Source organism: Methylomonas sp. MS20, from assembly GCF_050275925.1.
Taxonomy (GTDB): Bacteria; Pseudomonadota; Gammaproteobacteria; order Methylococcales; family Methylomonadaceae; genus Methylomonas; species Methylomonas koyamae_A.
The window spans coordinates 3,031,480-3,050,068 of the sequence record NZ_CP189962.1; the positions used below are offsets into that span (position 1 = coordinate 3,031,480).

The 18,589-nt window shown below is 55.9% G+C and carries 20 protein-coding genes; 2 read left to right on the forward strand and 18 right to left on the reverse strand.

From position 1 onward, the window contains the following. Positions 1 to 44 precede the first annotated feature (44 nt). Together ACQE3D_RS13470 and ACQE3D_RS13475 are read right to left on the reverse strand one after the other, a co-directional pair. Positions 45 to 1,178, reverse strand: a complete 1,134-nt coding sequence (locus ACQE3D_RS13470; RefSeq protein ID WP_427550939.1) for a methyltransferase — start codon at positions 1,176 to 1,178, stop codon at positions 45 to 47. A 1-nt stretch (position 1,179) separates the two neighbouring features. Beyond that, positions 1,180 to 1,791, reverse strand: coding sequence for a TetR/AcrR family transcriptional regulator (locus ACQE3D_RS13475; RefSeq protein ID WP_313730116.1), 612 nt, complete (start codon positions 1,789 to 1,791; stop codon positions 1,180 to 1,182). A 359-nt stretch (positions 1,792 to 2,150) separates the two neighbouring features. Between ACQE3D_RS13475 and ACQE3D_RS13480 the strand changes: the two genes are divergently transcribed. Continuing rightward, positions 2,151 to 5,486, forward strand: coding sequence for a metallophosphoesterase (locus ACQE3D_RS13480; protein WP_313730115.1), 3,336 nt, complete (start codon positions 2,151 to 2,153; stop codon positions 5,484 to 5,486). Positions 5,487 to 5,704: 218 nt separating this feature from the next. Here ACQE3D_RS13480 and ACQE3D_RS13485 read toward each other — a convergent pair whose 3' ends face one another. The 12 genes from ACQE3D_RS13485 to lgt all read right to left on the reverse strand — a co-directional run bounded on the left by ACQE3D_RS13485 (position 5,705) and on the right by lgt (position 14,839). Continuing rightward, entirely contained in the window at positions 5,705 to 5,977 is a 273-nt protein-coding gene (locus tag ACQE3D_RS13485) for a type II toxin-antitoxin system RelE family toxin (protein WP_313730114.1), read from the reverse strand. After that, positions 5,961 to 6,188, reverse strand: a complete 228-nt coding sequence (locus ACQE3D_RS13490) for a DUF6290 family protein (RefSeq protein ID WP_313730113.1) — start codon at positions 6,186 to 6,188, stop codon at positions 5,961 to 5,963. The genes ACQE3D_RS13485 and ACQE3D_RS13490 overlap by 17 nt, the downstream gene beginning before the upstream one ends. 609 nt (positions 6,189 to 6,797) lie before the next feature. Next, entirely contained in the window at positions 6,798 to 7,844 is a 1,047-nt protein-coding gene (locus ACQE3D_RS13495) for a hypothetical protein (protein ID WP_313730112.1), read from the reverse strand. Positions 7,845 to 7,914: 70 nt separating this feature from the next. Then, positions 7,915 to 8,859, reverse strand: a complete 945-nt coding sequence (locus ACQE3D_RS13500; RefSeq protein WP_313730111.1) for a 1-aminocyclopropane-1-carboxylate deaminase/D-cysteine desulfhydrase — start codon at positions 8,857 to 8,859, stop codon at positions 7,915 to 7,917. Further along, a complete protein-coding gene (gene folP, locus ACQE3D_RS13505; RefSeq protein ID WP_313730109.1) occupies positions 8,835 to 9,653 on the reverse strand; it encodes a dihydropteroate synthase in 819 nt (272 codons plus the stop codon). The genes ACQE3D_RS13500 and folP overlap by 25 nt, the downstream gene beginning before the upstream one ends. Positions 9,654 to 9,804: 151 nt before the next feature. Beyond that, on the reverse strand, positions 9,805 to 10,026 hold the full coding sequence (locus tag ACQE3D_RS13510) for a Nif11-like leader peptide family natural product precursor (protein ID WP_064030184.1): 222 nt from the start codon (positions 10,024 to 10,026) through the stop codon (positions 9,805 to 9,807). Positions 10,027 to 10,210: 184 nt separating this feature from the next. Then, positions 10,211 to 10,693, reverse strand: coding sequence for a flavin reductase family protein (locus ACQE3D_RS13515; protein WP_313730108.1), 483 nt, complete (start codon positions 10,691 to 10,693; stop codon positions 10,211 to 10,213). Positions 10,694 to 10,732: 39 nt separating this feature from the next. Beyond that, positions 10,733 to 12,229 carry a lysine--tRNA ligase gene (gene lysS / locus ACQE3D_RS13520; RefSeq protein WP_313730107.1) on the reverse strand — a complete coding sequence of 499 codons (1,497 nt, stop codon included), beginning with the start codon at positions 12,227 to 12,229 and terminating at the stop codon, positions 10,733 to 10,735. Between the two features lie 37 nt (positions 12,230 to 12,266). Then, a complete protein-coding gene (locus ACQE3D_RS13525) occupies positions 12,267 to 12,635 on the reverse strand; it encodes a DUF5615 family PIN-like protein (protein WP_313730106.1) in 369 nt (122 codons plus the stop codon). After that, the gene (locus ACQE3D_RS13530; RefSeq protein ID WP_064030174.1) at positions 12,632 to 12,862 is read right to left on the reverse strand and encodes a DUF433 domain-containing protein; all 231 of its coding nucleotides are present in this window, start codon (positions 12,860 to 12,862) and stop codon (positions 12,632 to 12,634) included. The genes ACQE3D_RS13525 and ACQE3D_RS13530 overlap by 4 nt, the downstream gene beginning before the upstream one ends. A gap of 26 nt (positions 12,863 to 12,888) precedes the next feature. Then, entirely contained in the window at positions 12,889 to 13,986 is a 1,098-nt protein-coding gene (prfB, locus tag ACQE3D_RS13535) for a peptide chain release factor 2 (RefSeq protein WP_168029292.1), read from the reverse strand. 64 nt (positions 13,987 to 14,050) lie between these two features. Then, positions 14,051 to 14,839 (reverse strand): prolipoprotein diacylglyceryl transferase, encoded by a 789-nt coding sequence (gene lgt / locus ACQE3D_RS13540; protein WP_064030170.1) that lies wholly within the window; start codon positions 14,837 to 14,839, stop codon positions 14,051 to 14,053. Between the two features lie 158 nt (positions 14,840 to 14,997). On the opposite strand from lgt, the gene ACQE3D_RS13545 reads away from it, so the two are divergent. Continuing rightward, a complete protein-coding gene (locus ACQE3D_RS13545; protein ID WP_313730105.1) occupies positions 14,998 to 15,651 on the forward strand; it encodes a hypothetical protein in 654 nt (217 codons plus the stop codon). Here the strand turns inward: ACQE3D_RS13545 and ACQE3D_RS13550 are convergent. From ACQE3D_RS13550 to ACQE3D_RS13565, 4 genes are read right to left on the reverse strand one after another with little or no spacing between them, the layout of a single operon-like run. Next, positions 15,635 to 15,949, reverse strand: coding sequence for a non-heme iron oxygenase ferredoxin subunit (locus tag ACQE3D_RS13550; RefSeq protein ID WP_064030166.1), 315 nt, complete (start codon positions 15,947 to 15,949; stop codon positions 15,635 to 15,637). The two genes, ACQE3D_RS13545 and ACQE3D_RS13550, sit on opposite strands and share 17 nt — an antisense overlap. 43 nt (positions 15,950 to 15,992) lie before the next feature. Continuing rightward, a complete protein-coding gene (locus ACQE3D_RS13555) occupies positions 15,993 to 16,736 on the reverse strand; it encodes a class I SAM-dependent methyltransferase (protein WP_313730104.1) in 744 nt (247 codons plus the stop codon). 56 nt (positions 16,737 to 16,792) lie between these two features. Beyond that, positions 16,793 to 17,248: a Fe-S cluster assembly sulfur transfer protein SufU gene (gene sufU, locus ACQE3D_RS13560; protein WP_064030162.1), complete on the reverse strand. Its 456-nt coding sequence runs from the start codon at positions 17,246 to 17,248 to the stop codon at positions 16,793 to 16,795. Continuing rightward, the gene (locus ACQE3D_RS13565) at positions 17,248 to 18,471 is read right to left on the reverse strand and encodes a cysteine desulfurase (protein ID WP_313730103.1); all 1,224 of its coding nucleotides are present in this window, start codon (positions 18,469 to 18,471) and stop codon (positions 17,248 to 17,250) included. Before ACQE3D_RS13565 ends, sufU begins: the two co-directional genes overlap by 1 nt. Positions 18,472 to 18,589 lie beyond the last annotated feature (118 nt).

Here is an 18,589-nt window from a genome sequence, read left to right on the forward strand (position 1 = left end):
TTGCCAAGGCCTATCGCGCAAGCTATCGCCGGTTAATTGCCGCGTCATGGCGACGAACGTCGTTGAACGGTACGCAACACGAGGATGTTTCCAAAGGTCCTTAAGCCCACCACCTCCAGCAACGCCAGCCCGCTAGCATCGAACAGCCGCCGCCATTCGCCCAGCGTCCGTTCCCGACCGCGCGTGTTGACGAACATCTGCATGTCGAACGCGGCCGTGGCGATGTCGGCGCGGCTGTCCGGCATCAGCATTTCCATCACGGCGATCGTCGCGTCACAGTCTGCGGCGGCGCTCGCCACGTTGGATAAAGCGGCGATGCAAGTGGCATCATCGAAGCCATGCAGCACGGCGCTCAGCAGGTAAATGTCCTTGCCGCTTTGCGCCGTGGGCACGGATTGCAGCAGGTCGCAGGCTACGAAGCGCATGCGTTGCAGTGCGGCGCCCTCGCCTTTTTGCTGCCAGAACTGCGCGGCGCCTTGGATGACCTGTTCGCGGTCGGCCACCAGCGCCTTGAGCTGCGGATAATGTTTAAGGATGGCGAGCGATTTTGCCCCCTTGGAGCCGCCGACGTCGACGATGCGCTCGAAGCGCGACCATTCGAAATCGGTAACAAAGCTGTCGCCGGCCAAGGCTTCCACACTATCCATCGCTTGCGCGAACAGCTTATCGAATTCGGGGTTGCCGTCCATATACGAGTAAAACGCCTGCCCGTGCGCCGATTCGAACGGCACGCCGCCGCTACGAACGCCCTGCTCCAATTGCTCGAACCACGGCCGGCTCATTTCCGGCGAGTTATGCATCAGCACCATGGCGCGAACGCTGTGGGGATGATCCGGGCACAGGCAGGACGAAAGCTGGTTGTTGCGGAAACGACGCGGCGAGACTTCCTCGAACACCCCCACCGCCGCCAACATGCGCAGCAAGCGGTAAAGTGCATCGGCGTCGGCGGCGACTCGTTCGGCCAGGGTTTCGGCGCTTAACGCGCCATCGGCCAGTGCGCCGGCAATGTCCAGCCGCGCGGCGACATACAGCGCCCGCGATTGCCAAAAGGCCGAGCCGATCTGGATCAGGCGGAACGGCGCCGGCACGAGTTTGTTGGGCAGGTTTTGTAGCCAGGCGCCGAATCGGGCGAGTTTGGCGAAGCGGCGCACCGCGCCGGCGTTCTTTTGCAATGTCATGTCACGCTCCTGCTTGGGAGGCGACCATGCCCGCCGCCAACAGCTTGCCGTTGAAAGCGGCGAGTTCGTCGAGGAAGGCTTCGTCCATCTGCCCGCCCATCTGTTCCTCGAAAATGTCTTTCAGCAGCATCGGCATCATCGCAAGGCTGACGAAAGCCATCCGCGCCACGTCGGGATTGATCGCCCGATCGACCTGCCCGGCTGTCTTGAGCTGTTCCAGCCGCCTTGCACCGCCGCTGCGTCCGCGTTCCAACAATTGCAGGATGAAGCGCCGGCCCGGCCCGTGGTTGAGGGCCAGCACCTTGAGAATAAGCTTGGGAAATTCGGGATGCTTGCGCATGGTGTCGTAATACAAGCGCAGATATTCGGCGAAACCGCCGGCCTGGGTTAGCGTATCGCTGTCAAGCATGTCCAAGAGAGGCTTGAGCGTCTCGCGGATCATTTCTTCGTAGAGGCCTTCCTTATTGTCGAAGTAATAGCGAATCATCGAGATATTGACGCCCGCCTTGTCGGCAATCGCTCGGGTGGTAACCTTGTGGTATTCGTCGGCAAGAAAACAGTCCAGCGCCGCCTTGAGCAGCCGCGCATAAACCGGGTCCCGAATATCGTTCATCGTAAAAACTCCTGCAAACCATGACGGCGGCAGGTTAGCACCGGCGGCTCAGGGGCTCTAGCCTTTTCGCCAATCAAGATGTGGGGTTTGATTGAAGCGCGGAACTATGTGACGCTGGTTTCCAAGCTCCGGTTTGGGAGCCCCGACCTTGGAAGCTCCAGTTTCCAGTCTGGATATGGATAGGAAACCAGAGCTTCCGAGATAGCATTCCCAAGCTGGAGCTTGGGAACGAGAAAATGATAGACAGGATTGTTTAGCATCGGCTCCATTTGTTTATCAATGTAACTTATAAGTTTGTCAAAGCAACATTTTCGTTAGAATAAATAGTTCTTTCAGACTTATTTTTTGCACTGAATTTTATGAAGAACAAACTGACTTGGCTTCATCTCTCAGACATTCATTTTCATCCAAAGACCAAATGGCGCGATAGTGTCGCCCAGGACGGCTTGATCGAATACCTTGGGAGAATGTTTGCGGACGAACAAATACCGCGTCCGGATCTGATTTTCTGTACCGGCGACATTGCTTTCGGCGAAACCGGCTGCTCGCCGTTGGCCGAGCAATATGAAGATGCCCAGACGTTTTTCGACGAACTGCTCAAGGTATGCGGTCAAGATGGCAAGCCATTCCCGAAAGAACGTTTGTTTGTCGTACCGGGCAATCATGACGTCAATCGAGACAGCGTCAACTCGGATGCTCAAGAAACATTGACGCGTTGGGCCAAGGAAGAGACAACGCAACGTATCGGTACCATTAATCAACGCTTTGAAGATCGTTCAACCGAGTTTAAAGATGCCATAAAACGGCTCGATGAATACAGCCAATTCATCAATAATTATCTGCCCTTCCAAGCCGATGCCGATGGACGGCATTGTTACGCCCGAATCGTTGACATTGACGGCTTAAGCGTCGGCATTGCCGGATTCAATTCGGCCTGGACTTGCGCCGGACCTGAAGATGACCGCACCGTGTGGCTGGCCGCCGAATGGCAATTCAATGCCGCGCAAACGGCAATAAAAAACGCCGATATACGCATCGGCTTAATCCATCATCCTGTCGATTGGCTGAATCAGGCCGACCGCGACATTGCCACATCACGTATTTCCAAGGGCTTTCATTTCTGGTTGCATGGCCATAGCCATAACCAATGGCTTGAACCCGGCCAAAACCACGTCACTATCGCCGCCGGTGCGGTAGGCGCGGAGCATAGCGAAGAGTTCGGCATTAACTTGGTTAGCATCGATTTAGCTACACGCAAAGGCGTGGCGGATTTACACGAACACAAACAAGGCGATAGCGACTGGAAAGTCGCTACGATTGGAAAACATGCGCCACGCGGCCAATGGCTTTTCGATATCCCCGACGGCATCAAAGCCATGCAAGCGTCAGCGCCCATGGCTGACGATTTAACCATTGCGGCGCCTCCATTAACGGAACAGGAAACGCAAACCCCACCACCGGTACCACTACCCGTTAAACGGGAGTTCAAGCTTTATGGCCGAGACCAGCTAATCAAGAACTCGCTAACCAAGCTTAATCAACTGCCGTTCCTGTTGGTATACGGCTTGCGCGGCAACGGCAAATCGAAATTCATCGAAACTTTGGGGCAGGAGCCTTTGTTGAAATCGAAAGAGCCGCACCGTTTTTCGGTTTCACCTTATACAACCGCAGACGAGCTATTTCGCCAGATTGCCACATTACTAGGCGAAACCGCCGAATTTCCCACAGCGCCGCAAGGCGACAGCATCGCCGCCATTGCCGCCGCAATTAAGCAGCGTTACCCCAATCCCCGTCCCGCTTGGATATGGATAGAAAACGCCCATCATTTGTTGGATACGCAAGGATTCCGCGATTCGAAATTACGTTTATTGTTAATGGGGCTGAGCAAGGCCTTGGGCGACCAATGGCATTGGTTGTTCGAATTGCGCGAACGACCGCCGCAAGGTGTGCTGGGCGGTATCGCCAATGAATGTGAAGTGCCGGGCTTGGATAAAAACAGCCTTAAGGAATGGCTAAGCGCGGCCGCTCCGGAGCAGGACGCAAGCGCATGGGCATACAGCGGCGATGAACTTAAGAAGATTTATCAATGGTTAGGCGGCGGCCATGGTGACCAGGCGCATCCGTTGGCGACGCAACTGCTGATCGAGGTGGCTGTAGGACAAAACGAAACGCCGTTGCAAGTGTTAGAGCGTCACCGCGAATATTTCGATGAAGGTATCGAGAACCGATTGCTAGGCGACCTTTACCGCAATGTATTAAATGAGGCGGAACGCCAATTGTTACAAGCTTTTGCCTTGTACCGGAGCGCGATTCCCCATGACCATGTGGATATTTTGGAACACCGGCTAAATGCAACGAATGCATGGGAAGGCCTGGATCGCCGTTGCCTGTTGTCAAGCAACGCCGCACATACCGAATATTATTTGCACAGTTTTATTGCCGGTTGGTTACGCTCGCGCCAGTTGGGCTACACGGTGCAAAGTGAAGAAGACGGCGGCGATTTCGCGGCAACCACCGGGCAAGCTCAAATAGAGCAGACGCGTTCCTTGCATTCGGCAATTGCCCAGTGCTGGTTAAAGCAATTGGGCAGCAGCAAGCGCATGACTCAGCTTAATATCTCCCGCGCGTTGGAAGCCTTCCATCACCTGATCGCGGCAGGCGATAACGAGCGCATCCAACACATCTCAGTGGAATTGCTAACCGGTAATAAAGCGTGGGCGCAGCAGCGCATAGAGCAGTTATACAACCATCTTCATAAAACACATGCGCCGATTGCGCAGTTGCGAGCTGCCTTGGAATATGCGGCCCACTTGAATCCGGACGACCATAAAGTCCAGCGCTTTTTGGGCGAATGCTGGGCTAAGGAAGAAGGCTGGAGCAGCGATAAAGCATTGGTGTGCTTCGAAAATGCCTGCCGCCTGGATTCTAGCTTTCCGCCCTATTGGGCGAATCTGGGGAGAGCTTTATCGACGCGCGGCCGCGACGGCGCGGAAGCTTTTCTAAACCGTTTGGACAGTTTAGAGCAAGAACATCCTAAAGTTTTTGATGACCATGTGCGTTCCATACAAGCTGACTGCCTCAAGCTGGTAGGCGATATGCAAAAAGCCGCCGCGTTGCGTATGCAATACATCAATGCCGGCAGCAAACACGCCGCGTTCTACGCCGATGAAGCCAAGGCGCGGTTGGCAGCGGGGGATGCCGCAGGGGCGTTGGAAATACTCGACCTGGCGCAGAAAAACGGTTGCGCCAACGATTACACGCAATCGATCCGCGCCAATGCGCTGCAACAAACCGACCCCGAGCAAGCCGCCGCGTTGCGGATGGCGAAAATTAACGCCGGCAGCAAAGACGCCGCGTTCTACGCCGATGAAGCCAAGGCGCGGTTGGATGCCGGCAATGCCCCAGGGGCATTGGTTATACTCGATAAGGCGCAGAAAAACGGTTGCGCCAACGAGTACACGCAAGCTGTCCGCGCCAATGCGCTGCAACAAACCGACCCCGAGCAAGCCGCCGCGTTGCGGATGCAATACATCGATGCCGGCAGCAAAAACGCCGCGTTCTACAGTGATGAAGCCAAGGCGCGGTTCGAAGCGGGGGATCACGAAGGGGCATTGGAAATACTCGATAAGGCGCAGAAAAACGGCTGCGCCGACGCATACACGCAATCGATCCGCGCCAGTATCTTAAGACGCTGAGGATATGTTGGGTTCGGCAAACAAGCTTGAAGGTTTGTTTGGCCTACACCTTTTCTGAGGAATAGAGAACACAAGGGCCGTAGGATGCGGTAAACAACGTGCACCGCATCGTTCACGATTGGTGCGGCTCGAAAACTCACCACACCCTACGCCGGCTTTTGGCTGGACATTTGCCATAGGCACTTTGTTTCGGCTTTCAAAATAAGATAGTGGGGCGATTAATGCTTGTCTCGATAAATCTCTTTTCGATGGCCCAATTCGACGAGCAAAACGATTAATTCGTCGTCTTGAATCTGGCAAATCAAACGGTAGTCGCCAACCCGATAGCGCCAGTATGCGGACGATTTGCCTTGTAAGGCTTTGCCGTTAATGCGCGGATTATCTTGTTCGGCTAACTGATCGAGAAAGGCTTTGATTCTGTCGCGGACCGGTTTGTCCAGCTTGTTGATGGCTTTGGCGGCGCCAGTTTTAAGCCTAACGCTCCAAGGCATCGAGTTGCTGCTCCCATTCCGCCAAGCTGATCGTATTGTCCTTACCGCTCGTCAATTCCGCTAACGCCGTATCGGCGGCAGCCACATCGGCCAAGTCTTCGAGGTAATCACTAAGGAGATTTTTGATCAGTTGCGCGGGGCTGACGTGTTCCTGCTCGGACAACTGGCGGAGCAGGTTTGCCGTGTCGTCGTCGATATTGAGTGTCATCATGCTGCTGCCTCTATTGTGATTTAGGGACGTAGGATGTGCTGAACAGCGTGAAGCGCATCGTTCGCGATTTGTGCGGTTCGTAAACTCACCACACTCTACGCCTGCTTTTGGCTGGACATTTGTCATAGGCACTTTCGTTTCGTCTGACGGATTTTGGCCGGTTTTGAGCCTACCGCTACGGCCCAATTCACCCAAATTCACACAGATTCGTAACTATTCAGAGGCCGTTTGGGAGAAGGTGGTTACCAATGGCGTCAAGTTCAGCGGTTACAGTCAATGTAAGCCGCTGGCTGAGCGGAGCCGAAGCCAGCGATTTCGCTTCGACTCCGCTCAGCGAACGGCATAGCTGACATCGAAGTGTTCACCCCCACTCCGTCGGGAGAGGGGGTTTTTACTTCGCGCTGAATAGTTGCACAGATTCTAACTCTATTTTTACCTTTTTACCGAGAGCGGCGGCGACGCCAAGATGGTCAAGGTCAAACGGGTATCTTCTTCGTCCAGCAATCGATCTAAGCGAAGCCCTGCTGGTGTGCATTTTTTTGGCCATTACCGTTTTACTGAGTTTGAGCGCCGACATGCCTTATAACCATGCGTCTAGCGCCGCGCTAATCACGACACTCGGCCAAAGCGGATATAGCGCCGTAGCGGCGAGCCGGCCGACCAGATGAAGGCTTCGGTGTAGTAATGCATCAAGGCCAGATAGCCGACGATGCCCAGCGTGGCGGCTTTATAGACCTGAGTCGAAAACAGCGTTTGCAAGATCAGGTTGACGGCAGCGTCGCCGTGGACCTGTAGCCAGTAAGTCAATGCGAACGACAACAGCGGCAGCACCGCGACGGCCGGCAGCCGGCAAGCTTCGGTCAAGCGAAACAGCGCATTCTGCGGGTGGCCGGCGTGGCGGTTGACGTCGTGGGTCGCGTAAAAACTGTAGGCGGTGATGTCATGCACCAAGCGCGGCATCAGAATCGCCAAAAAGTAATACTGCTGGCTGTACACAAACCAACTGGCGACCACCAACAAGGTGTTGGTCCACAGAAAATACCAGCCCAAGCGGCTGGCGACGTAGCGCTGGCAGATCCAAGTCGCCGCCAGCAACGCGGCCGTCAACGCCGTGGCGATTTGCAGAATCAACGCGGCCTGCTCCGGCGCCAGGCTGTTCTTCATGAAAATACCGATGTAGGTGAAGATGCCCGCCGTCACGCTGAGCCACAGTTGCAGATAAAACGCCCAAACCGGCAAGCGGCAGACCGCCTTGGCGATGCCGTGCTGTTGTTTCAACACGTGATAGACGGTCCAGCAGGCGCTGATCAGATACAGCACCCGGTAGGGTATGAACAAACTGCCGACGCCGAAGAACAGCACGATGAAGGCGCTCATTCCCAACAGCTTGCGTTGGAAAGTTTTCAAATAATCGGCGTGGCTGACTAACAGCAGATTGCTGGCGACGATGTGCGGGGTGCCGAACAAGACTTGAAACAGCAAAAAGTGGCTAGGGCTGCTGGGCAGCGCATCGCGCAAGGCGTGGTCGAACAGCCAGCTATCCAGGCCGAGCGCGATCAGGCAGATCGGCACGATGCCGTACAGGCTCAATAAAAAACGGAAAGACACCACCATGCCGGCGGATTGCCCGGAAACCGGAAGAGTCTGCGCTGCCATGTTGCCACCTGTCGTTATTGTTATCGGCGGCGGTATTATCGCTATTTTGGGGACAGACTCCAATCCGGGTTTAGCGTGTCCCGCACTTGCCCTGCAAGCCGCCGCTATGCCAGACCACGATGTGCTGGCCGGCCTGAAAATCGCCCGCTTGCAGTCTGTCGTAGACTGCGTACAGCAATTTTCCGGTGTATACCGGCTCCAGCTCGACGCCATGCCGGGCTTCGAACGCCGCGATAAACGCCAGCAGTTCCGGCGTGGTTCGAGCGAAGCCGCCGAAATGGTAATCTAGCCACAAGCGCCAACCACCACTATCGGGCCGGCCTTGAACGGACAACAGTTCGCGGATGTCGCGGTACAAAAACTCGCCGCCTTTTAAGGCCGGTACGCCGACAATCTCCACGCCGGGCTCCACCGCGCCGACCGCGCCGGCCAACGTGGTGCCGGTGCCGCAAGCCAGTGCCAGTAGGTCGTAAGGCACATCGATTTCCGCGACCGCTTCGGCCACGCCGCGCCAGGCCAATTCGCCAGCACCGCCTTCGGGGAGCCAATATTGCCCAGACCGCTTATCCGGCGGGTCGTGCCATTCCCGATACGCGCGCAAGCCCCGGTATTCTTCGCGCGACACAAAGCGCAGTTCCATGCCCCATTCCAGCAAGTCAAGCAAGGTCGGATTCAGCCGCGCCGGACGCTCGCCGCGCACAAAGGCGGCGGTCTTCAGTCCCAACTCGCGGCCGGCATAGGCCAAGGCGTGCAAGTGGTTGGAATAGGCGCCGCCCATGCTGACGATGGTATCGGCGCCGCGCCGCAGGGCATCATTCAGCGGGTATTTGAGCTTGCGCCATTTGTTCCCGGATATCACCGGATGCAGCAAATCGTCGCGCTTGATCGACAACGACACGCCGCGCGCGCTCCAGGCCGGATCGGCGATCCGCTGTAACGGCGTCGGCGCGAATTGGTCGGCTAAGGCCCGCAAACGCGGGTGCAGTTCGTTCAACGCGCTTGCTTGATCGCCCAAGCCACGTCCAATGCCTGGCGGTTGGCCTTGACGTCGTGGACTCTGAACAGTTGCACGCCGGCCATCACGCCCAACGCGGTGGTCACTGCGGTCGCCGTGACCAGTTCGGCGGGCTGTTCGACATTGCAAATGCCGCCCATGAAGCGCTTACGGCTGGTGCCTAGCAGCACCGGCCAGCCGAGCGCGACAAAACGGTCGAGGTGGGCCAGCAGCGCCAGATTGTCCTGTTTGCGCTTGCCGAAGCCGATGCCCGGATCGATGGCGATGTTTTCGCGCGGAATGCCGGCCGCCAACGCCGCGTCGACGCGCTGCTTCAGGAAGGTCTCGACTTCGCCAACCACGTCCTGATAATGCGGCGCGTCCTGCATCGTCTTGGGCGTGCCTTGCATGTGCATCAAGATGATCGACGCGCCGCGCTCGGCGGCCAGATCGAGCATGCACGGATCGCCGAGTCCGCCGGACACGTCGTTGATCCACTCGGCGCCGGCATCCAGCGCGGCGGCAGCGACCGGCGCGAGCATCGTATCGATGCTGATGGTTACCGGCCGGCCCAACTTCGCGATCGCGCCGATTGCCGGCACGACCCGGCGGATTTGCTCGTCGGCACTGACCGGTTCGGAACCGGGACGAGTGGATTCGCCGCCGATGTCGATGATGTCTGCGCCCTCTTCCAACATGGTTTCCGCTTGGCGGATCGCCGCCGCCAAGCCGGTAAATCGGCCGCCGTCGGAAAAACTATCGGGCGTGACATTGAGTATCCCCATCAAGCGGGGTTTGGCGTTAGCGTGAAACATTGCGGCAGGCACTCCAGTCGGGCAAACGCATAGTTTAGCGCCGGGGAGCGGATTTTCGAAAAACGGGCGGGAAGTAGCTGGGAAAATACGACGGGGGTCGAGCTAGGAAGGCGGACCGCTCCACCGACGGTGGAGCGGTCCGCCGCACGGATTAAGCCCGCAACAAGGCTTTTACCAAACGCTCGGACAACTGATCTTCGGTAAATTGCGGTTCGTTGGGCGGGTACAACAAGACTTCGTCGATTTCAAAGCCGTATTCCTTACCCAATGCGATCAATTCCTTAATCTTTAACGCGGCTTTTAATTTCTCGCCCAGTTCCGAATCGGCGCGGGCTTTTTCGGAAAACTCTTTTATCACTTTAATGGTCGTCATGAATAACTCCGTAATGAATCTGACTTTGGATACTAATCCAAGCACCTATAAGCAAAAAAAAAGCCAACTTAATAGACTTGAATTGCTTAAGGTTTTTGTCCGTTCATCTCGGGGGCTTATCCGACAAAGTGAAATTTAACGACAATCTACAAAAGGTTTTGTCGTAAACACGACAATTGCAACGTCATTTGTCCAAACCGCGATAACCGCCGCTGTAATACAACAGCGGATCGCCCTGCCGACAAATCGCGCGCTCGACCTCGCCGACCACGATCCAGTGGCTGCCGGCTTGTATTTGTTGAACGACGCGACATTCCAGCGACGCCAGAGACTCGCTGAGCAACGGTACCCCGGTTTGTCCGGCGACCCAAGGCACCGCCGCGAAGCGTTCGGCTTGGGTGGTATTGCCGGCAAACTGGTTTGAGACCGCTTCCTGCTCGCGGGTCAGGATATTCACGCCGAAAAACCGACTTTCCAGCAAACCGTTGCCGGTATCGGTGCGTTGATTCAAACACACCAGGATTTGCGGCGGTTCCATCGAAACGCTGCTGAACGCGGTCGCGGTCATACCTTTAAGTTGGCCGCTGCGGTCGGCGGTGGTCACCACGGTGACGCCGCTGGCCCACAATTTCAGCGCGTCTTTAAACTGGCTGGCATCTACAGTCATAAATCTCTCTAAGTCAATTGGCGCGGGGATAGTCCCGCATCAGTGTTTCGGACGCATGTGCGGGAATAACAGCACGTCGCGGATGCTCGGTGAGTTGGTGAACAGCATCACCAGCCGATCGATGCCGATGCCCTCGCCGGCGGTCGGCGGCATGCCGTGTTCCAGCGCGGTGATGTAATCGGCGTCGAAATGCATGGCTTCGTTGTCGCCGGCTTCTTTTTCCTCGACCTGCTTCTGAAAGCGTTCGGCTTGGTCTTCGGCGTCGTTCAACTCGGTGAAGCCGTTGGCGATTTCGCGGCCGCCGACGAAAAACTCGAAACGGTCGGTAACGTGCGGATCGCTGTCGTTACGGCGCGCCAGCGGCGATACTTCGACCGGATAGGCGGTAATGAAGGTCGGATTCATCAAACGATGCTCGACGGTTTTTTCGAAAATCTCGATTTGCACCTTGCCCAGGCCGTAACTGTCCTTGACCGGAATCTTCAGATTTTCCGCGACTTTCACGGCCGCTTCGCGGGTGCTCAGGTCAGCCAAGGTCAATTCGGGGTTGAAATGCAGGATGGATTCCAGCACCGTCATCCGCGCGAACGGCTGGCCGAAATCGTATCGATCGCCCTGGTATTCGATGATGCTGTTGCCGACCACGTCTTCGGCGATGCCTTTCAGCAAGGCTTCGGTCAAATCCATCAGGTCGCCGTATTCGGCGTAGGCTTGGTAGAACTCCATCATCGTGAATTCCGGATTGTGCCGGGTCGAAAGGCCTTCGTTGCGGAAGTTGCGGTTGATCTCGAACACCCGCTCGAAACCGCCGACCACCAGCCGTTTCAGATACAGCTCCGGCGCGATGCGCAAATACAATTCCATATCCAGCGCGTTGTGGAAGGTGGTAAACGGCCGCGCGGTGGCTCCGCCGGGAATCACCTGCATCATCGGCGTTTCCACTTCCAGGAAATCGCGAGCGATCAAAAATTCGCGGATGTAATTGACGATCTTCGAACGCATCAGGAAGGTCTTGCGAGTCTCGTCGCTCATGATCAAATCCAGATATCGCTGGCGGTATTTGATCTCCTGATCGGCGATGCCGTGAAATTTTTCCGGCAAAGGCCGCAACGCCTTGGTCAGCAGGCGAATGTCATCGACCTTGACGCTGAGTTCGCCGGTCTTGGTTTTGAACAAAACCCCTTCGGCCCCCAGGATGTCGCCGATGTCCCACTTTTTGAACTGATCGTTGTAAACGCCTTCCGGCAAATTATCGCGCGCGACGTAGGCCTGGATTTGCCCGGACATGTCCTGCAAATGGCAGAAACTGGCCTTGCCCATGATCCGGCGGGTCATCATCCGTCCGGCGATCTTGACCCGAATCGGCTCGGCCAGCAGCTCTTCCTCGGATTTATCGCCGTATTCGGCCAACAATTGGCCCGCCACCACATTGCGGCGAAAATCGGTCGGAAAAGCAATACCTTCTTCTCGTAGCGCCGATAATTTCTCGCGGCGCTGTCTAATCTGTTCCTGTTCGTCGTGTTCGAGTTCTGACATTTTCAAAAATACTAATTAAAAATAAATACGGTCGAATTTAGCGACTTAAAGGCAACAATCTGACTCTTTCGCGTAATTCGTCCGCAACGATCAAAGCACCGTTATCAAGCTCGGCGTTGAATCGGCTCAACAATTCCACAGCTCTCGGCCCGAGTACTTTGGGTGAAATATCTTGGGTGCGAATTTGAAATACGCTTGGCGCGACCGCACCGGTCAACGCCAACAACACGCCAAAATCCAAATCATGGGTAAATACCACAGCTTCGTTTTCCCTGGCCCAGTTAAATAGTTCGGCATCCGGAGCATCCGCAGGACCAACCGTGGACCAGTGAAAGGCTTCGAATCCAGCCTCGTTTAGCACGCTTGTCCACGCCGGTGACAAATTCATGTCCAATAATATTTTCACGCGGCGTTCAAGGGTAACTCGAGTTCCTCCGCTCGCCAGGCAGCAAAACGTAAGGCTTCAGTAATATCCTCGGCTTCCAGATACGGGTACAACTCCAATATCTGTTCGGTCGAATAGCCGCAGGCGACCAAACCCACCAGCATTCCGGCTGTCACTCTTAGACCGCGTAAACAGGGCTTGCCGCCCATCACCGCAGGATCGAACGTTATCCGTTGCAAACCTTTCATGTGACCTCCAACCGTTACAATCGAATTTACAAGCCGCTTTTCAAGCTGGCTTCGATAAACTGATCCAGCGCGCCGTCCAGAACCGCCTGGGTATTGCCGGTTTCGACATTGGTGCGCAGATCCTTGATCCGCGATTGGTCCAGCACATAGGAACGAATCTGGCTGCCCCAGCCGATGTCGGATTTGGAGTCTTCGATCGCCTGTAAACCTTCGTTGCGTTTCAGCATTTCCATCTCGTACAGCTTGGCTTTCAGCTGCTTCATCGCGGTGTCTTTGTTCTTGTGCTGCGAACGATCACTTTGGCACTGGGTGACGATGCCGCTGGGATTATGGGTGATCCGCACCGCCGATTCGGTTCTATTGACGTGCTGGCCACCGGCGCCGCTAGCGCGGTACACGTCGATGCGCAAATCGGCCGGGTTGATGTCGATTTCGATGTCGTCGTCGATTTCCGGCGATACGAACACCGACGCAAACGAGGTGTGGCGGCGGTTGCCGGAGTCGAACGGCGATTTGCGTACCAAGCGGTGAACGCCGGTTTCGGTGCGCAACCAGCCGAAGGCGTAAGGACCTTCGAATTTGATCGTCGCGCTCTTGATGCCGGCCACATCGCCCGGCGATTCTTCGATCAGTTCGGTCTTGAAGCCCTTGGCCTCGCCCCAGCGCAAATACATGCGTTCTATCATCGAGGCCCAATCCTGCGCCTCGGTGCCGCCGGAACCGGCCTGAATGTCCAAAAACGCATTGTTCGGGTCCATTTCCCCGGCGAACATACGCTGGAATTCCAGACCGGCGACTTGTTTCTCGTAAGTTTCCAGATCGGTAGCGACGGTTTCGACGGTGTCTTCGTCGTTTTCCTCGACCGCCATCGCCAATAATTCTTCGGCGTCGTTCAGCCCTTGCTCCAGGTCCTTGATGGTATTGACGATGCCTTCCAGCATCGCCCTTTCCTTGCCCATCGCCTGCGCTTGCTCGGGCTTGTTCCAAATGGCCGGGTCTTCCAGTTCCCGCAATACTTCGACCAGCCGCTCGCTTTTGGTATCGAAATCCAGATAGGTTTTCAGCCCGGCGGTGCGTTCGCGCAAATCGGCAATCTTGTATTTGATAGGATTAATTTCTAGCATCAACTATTAAAACCCTGACCGAAGCCTGGGGTCTCCGCGTTAAAAAACCGGTTATTGTAAACGATTACGCCGCCGCGATGGCTTTGCGGTTTTTCAGACTCCAGACGATACACGCCACCCCGGCCAGCACAAACGGAATGCTCAACAGTTGACCGGTGGTGATAGCCCACGCAGTCTCGTACATCGCCTGCTCGGTTTTGAAATATTCCAATCCAAAGCGCACGCTGAACAACAGCGTCAAAAAGCAACCGAACGAGAAGCCTGGCTTGTCGGCATGCTTGCGATAAATCGTCAAACAGATCGCGTAAATCGCCAAATAGCAGGCCGCTTCGTAGAGTTGCACCGGATGCCTCGGCAGCGGATCGATCCGGCTGAACACCACTGCCCACGGCTGTTCGCTGGGCGTGCCGAGAATTTCCGAGTTAAAAAAATTGCCGATGCGAATTAGCGCGCCGGCCAATGCGGTCGGAATACTGACCCGATCCAGCAACCAAAAGAATCCGTCGCCGTAACGGCGCCGGTACAAGTACAAGGCCAATATGATGCCCAGCGTCGCGCCGTGGCTAGCCAAACCGCCTTCCCAGATCGCCAGAATTTTCAATGGGTGCGACAAATAGTAGGCCGGGTCGTACAGCAACGTGTGACCCAACCTGGCCCCGAGTATCGTCGCGATCACCATGTACCACAGCAGCGTGTCCAGTTCTTCGACATTCTTACCCTCGCGTTGGTACATCCACTGCATCGTCAAGAAGCTGCCGACGAAGCCCATCGCAAACATCAGGCCGTACCAGCGAATTTTCACAAAGCCGATATCGAACAGAATCGGGTCGATATTCCAAATCAAGTGGTGCATGGCAAATCTAAAGGGAGTTTGAAACGGGCGAACAGGTTACAAGGTTAACCGCGGACGGGCAAACCGGTTTTGAAATTCAGACCGACATCGCCAACACGGAAAGGGTAAAGTCGCCCGAATGTGCCACAATCGGCCACGATAGCTTAACGGAGCCCACCATGTCGAAGTCCACGCTACCCTGCCTTTTGCTGTTGCTGTTGCTGTTGCTGTTGCTGTTGCTGACCGGCTGCGCGTCGGAAAACTGCGATAACCGGGAATTGATCGGCATTCTGTCGCCGAATCAGAGCAGTGCCGGGCTGCTAATGAACTACGCCAAAATTTCCGCCTGCCGGGCCGATGCCGTCCAACTGAAAGCCGGTAGCGACGAAGAGAAAAAATTGATCCTGATCTACGACTTGTATATCAAGGCCAGAAGCTACAAAGCTTGGAATTCGCTATTTTTCGGCTTATCCGTGACCGCTGCGATCGCGGTTTTCCTATGGCCGGCGCTGGGCGTGATGTTCAAGAGCCGGGAACAACACTGGCCCTGGCTGCAATCGCCGATCATGCAAACCACCGTGACCGGTATCGCCGCGCTGATGTTCGCGTTTTACAGCCAATATAAGACCAAGCAAACCCAGACCGAGAATCTAATGCGAACGGCCACCTACTCCAGTATGGCCCTGGAACCGCTAAGCCGAAAAATCATCGCCGACATGAGCTCGATCGACGAAGGCTTTAACTTCAACAACGTGTTCGACCATCCGGATTCGAAGAGCAACACCGGTGAAAAAACCGAGCCGGCCGCGCCGCCGGTCAGTCCCGGCGGCTGACTTGCACCACGCCGCCGACTATCCTGACCGGGAAGGTCTCGACATCTTCGTAAGCCGGCGCGCATTTGACTTGGCCAGTCTTGACGCAAAACCGGGCGCCATGGCGAGGACAAACGATCTCATCGCCGTCCAGCTCGCCGCTGGCGATTTCGGCTCCGTCGTGGGTACACACATCGGCAATCGCGTAAAACCGACCGTCGATTTTAAAGACCGCCACGTCGTCGCCGTCGATATCGACCACCACATGCTCGCGGTCGGCCATCGCCGATTCCGCCACCACGTCTATCCATTCCGTCATCTCGAATCTCGCTGTTGGTGAAGATTGGTTACGCAAAACCGCATCATTTCAAATAGACATCGTAACGCAGCAACTTACCCTGAAAACTTTGGCTTGGTTTGCCGCCCAACGGCTCGGCATGGTCCGGGCTCTTGACGACGACCCGCTTGCCGGTTGCCGCCCATGCCGCATCGAACAAGGCTTGTCTATCCAGGTCGTCGCCCAAGATATCGCGCAGGATCGCCATGGATTTACGCGTGGCCGCGCTCTGCTTTTTCTTGGCTGGGAACATCGGATCGAGATAGATACAGTCCGGCGCTTCCGGAAGATCGGCCAGCAATGCGATCGCGTTGCCTATCAATAACGTCGGGGGCGAGAGTTCGCGCCGTCGCACCCAATCTTTTTGCGCCAGCCGCTCGAAGCCGTCCTGAATCAAGGCCGCCATCACCGGCGAACGCTCGATGCAAGTCACTTGATAACCCATCCGAAACAAGGCCAGACTGTCTTGCGCCCAACCGCAGGTAGCATCAACCACGGTGTGGGTTTTCTTGCCGATGGCCTGGGCCAGCAGGTCTTTTTTCGGCGCCGGATAGGAATGCTGCTCGCCGGGGCGCGGATCGATTTCGACGGTCAGCCCGCCTTTTTTCAGGGTTTGCCGGTCGAGTAGCATCAGGCAACCGTCCCGATAAGCCAGAAAAAATTCCGCGGCGTCCAAGTTAGCGGCGTCGAAATCCAACAAATCAACGTTCAACCGCTCGGCCAAGGCCGCCGAGCGCTGGTTGCCGGCTATCACGGCCAGCTGAGTCATGACAGCAACGCCAAGCCAAGGCGATTCCCGCAACCCGGACCGAACCTCAACACGGTTTACTCGGTCGAAACCGCTTCCCGCTCGTTCTTCAACGCCGCATCCAGCGTATGCCAGGCCAGCGTCGCGCATTTGACCCGCGCCGGATATTCCCGGACGCCGGCCAATACCGCCAGCTTGCCGATCGCTTCCAGATTGATGTCTTCGGTCTTGCCGGTGGTCATTTCGTGGAATTGCTTGAACAAGGCTTCGGCCTCGTCTTCGGTCAAACCCTTGATGATTTCGGTCATCAAAGACACCGACGCGGTGGAAATCGCGCAACCGGAGCCTTGAAAGCTGGCGTCCTGAATCACACGATCGTCACCGATTTTCAAAAACAGCGTCAACTTGTCGCCGCACAAAGGGTTAAAACCATCCACCCGCCGATTGGCCTCTTCCATGATGCGGAAGTTGCGCGGATTACGGTTGTGGTCGAATATGACCTCTTGGTATAGGTCGCGTAAGTCTTCAAACATTAGCCAAACACCTCTATTAAGGATTTGATGCCTTGCATCAATACGTCGATTTCTTGGCGGGTATTGTACATGGCGAACGAGGCGCGCGCCGTGGCCGGCACGCCGTAAAAGTCCATCACCGGCATCGCGCAATGATGACCCGCGCGTATCGCAATGCCCAAACTGTCCAGCATGGTGCCGATGTCGTGCGGGTGAATCCTATCCAGCGTGAACGATAAGATGCCGCCCTTGTGGGCCGCCTGACCGATGATGTTTAAACCCTTGATTTGTTGCGCCTGTTCGGTGGCATAAGCCAGCAGCTCGGTTTCGTAAGCCGCGATATTGGCAACGCCGACCGCCGCGACGTAATCAATGGCCGCCCCCAAACCAATGATTTCGGCGATGGCCGGCGTGCCGGCCTCGAACTTATGCGGCAAGCCGGCGTAAGTGGTTTTTTCGAAGGTGACGGTGCGTATCATATCCCCGCCGCCCTGGTACGGCGGCATCGCTTCCAGCAAGGCTTGCTTGCCGTACAGCACGCCGACGCCGGACGGCCCGTATAGCTTATGGCCGGAGAATACGTAAAAATCGCAGTCCAACGCTTGCACATCCACCGCCATGTGCGGAATCGCCTGCGCGCCGTCGAGCAATACCGGAATGTTTCTGGCGTGGGCGGCGGCGATGATGTTTTCGACCGGATTGATCGTGCCCAGCGCATTGGACATTTGAGTAATCGCCACCAGTTTGGTCTTGGCGTTCAGCAACTTTTCGAATTCGTCGAACAGCAATTCGCCGGCTTGGTCCATCGGCGCGACTTTCAACATCGCGCCGATCTGCTCGCACAGCATCTGCCAAGGCACGATATTGGCGTGATGCTCCATCGCGCTGATGACGATCTCGTCGCCGGCGTTCAATTGCGACTTGCCGTAACTTTGCGCGACCAAATTGATCGCTTCTGTCGCGCCGCGCACGAAGATAATCTCCTTGTCGCTGTTGGCGTTGATGAAGGCCCTGACTTTCTCCCGAGCACCTTCAAACTTATCCGTGGCTTTGACACTTAAGGTGTGCACGCCGCGATGGATGTTGGCGTATTCGCGACTATAGGTATGAACGATGGCATCGATCACCGCTTGCGGTTTTTGGCAACTGGCGGCGTTGTCCAGATAAACCAAGGGCTTGTTGCGAATTTTCTCGCCGAGGATAGGAAAATCGGCGCGGACTTGTTCTACTGGAAATATGCTCATCGCTAACTGTTTGGTTTAATTGATTTCGTTATTACTACACACTAGAATCGAGCCGATCGATTCGCTAAATGGGATAAAACTATGGTCGCCGTTTTTCCGCAAAAACACCTCACCGACA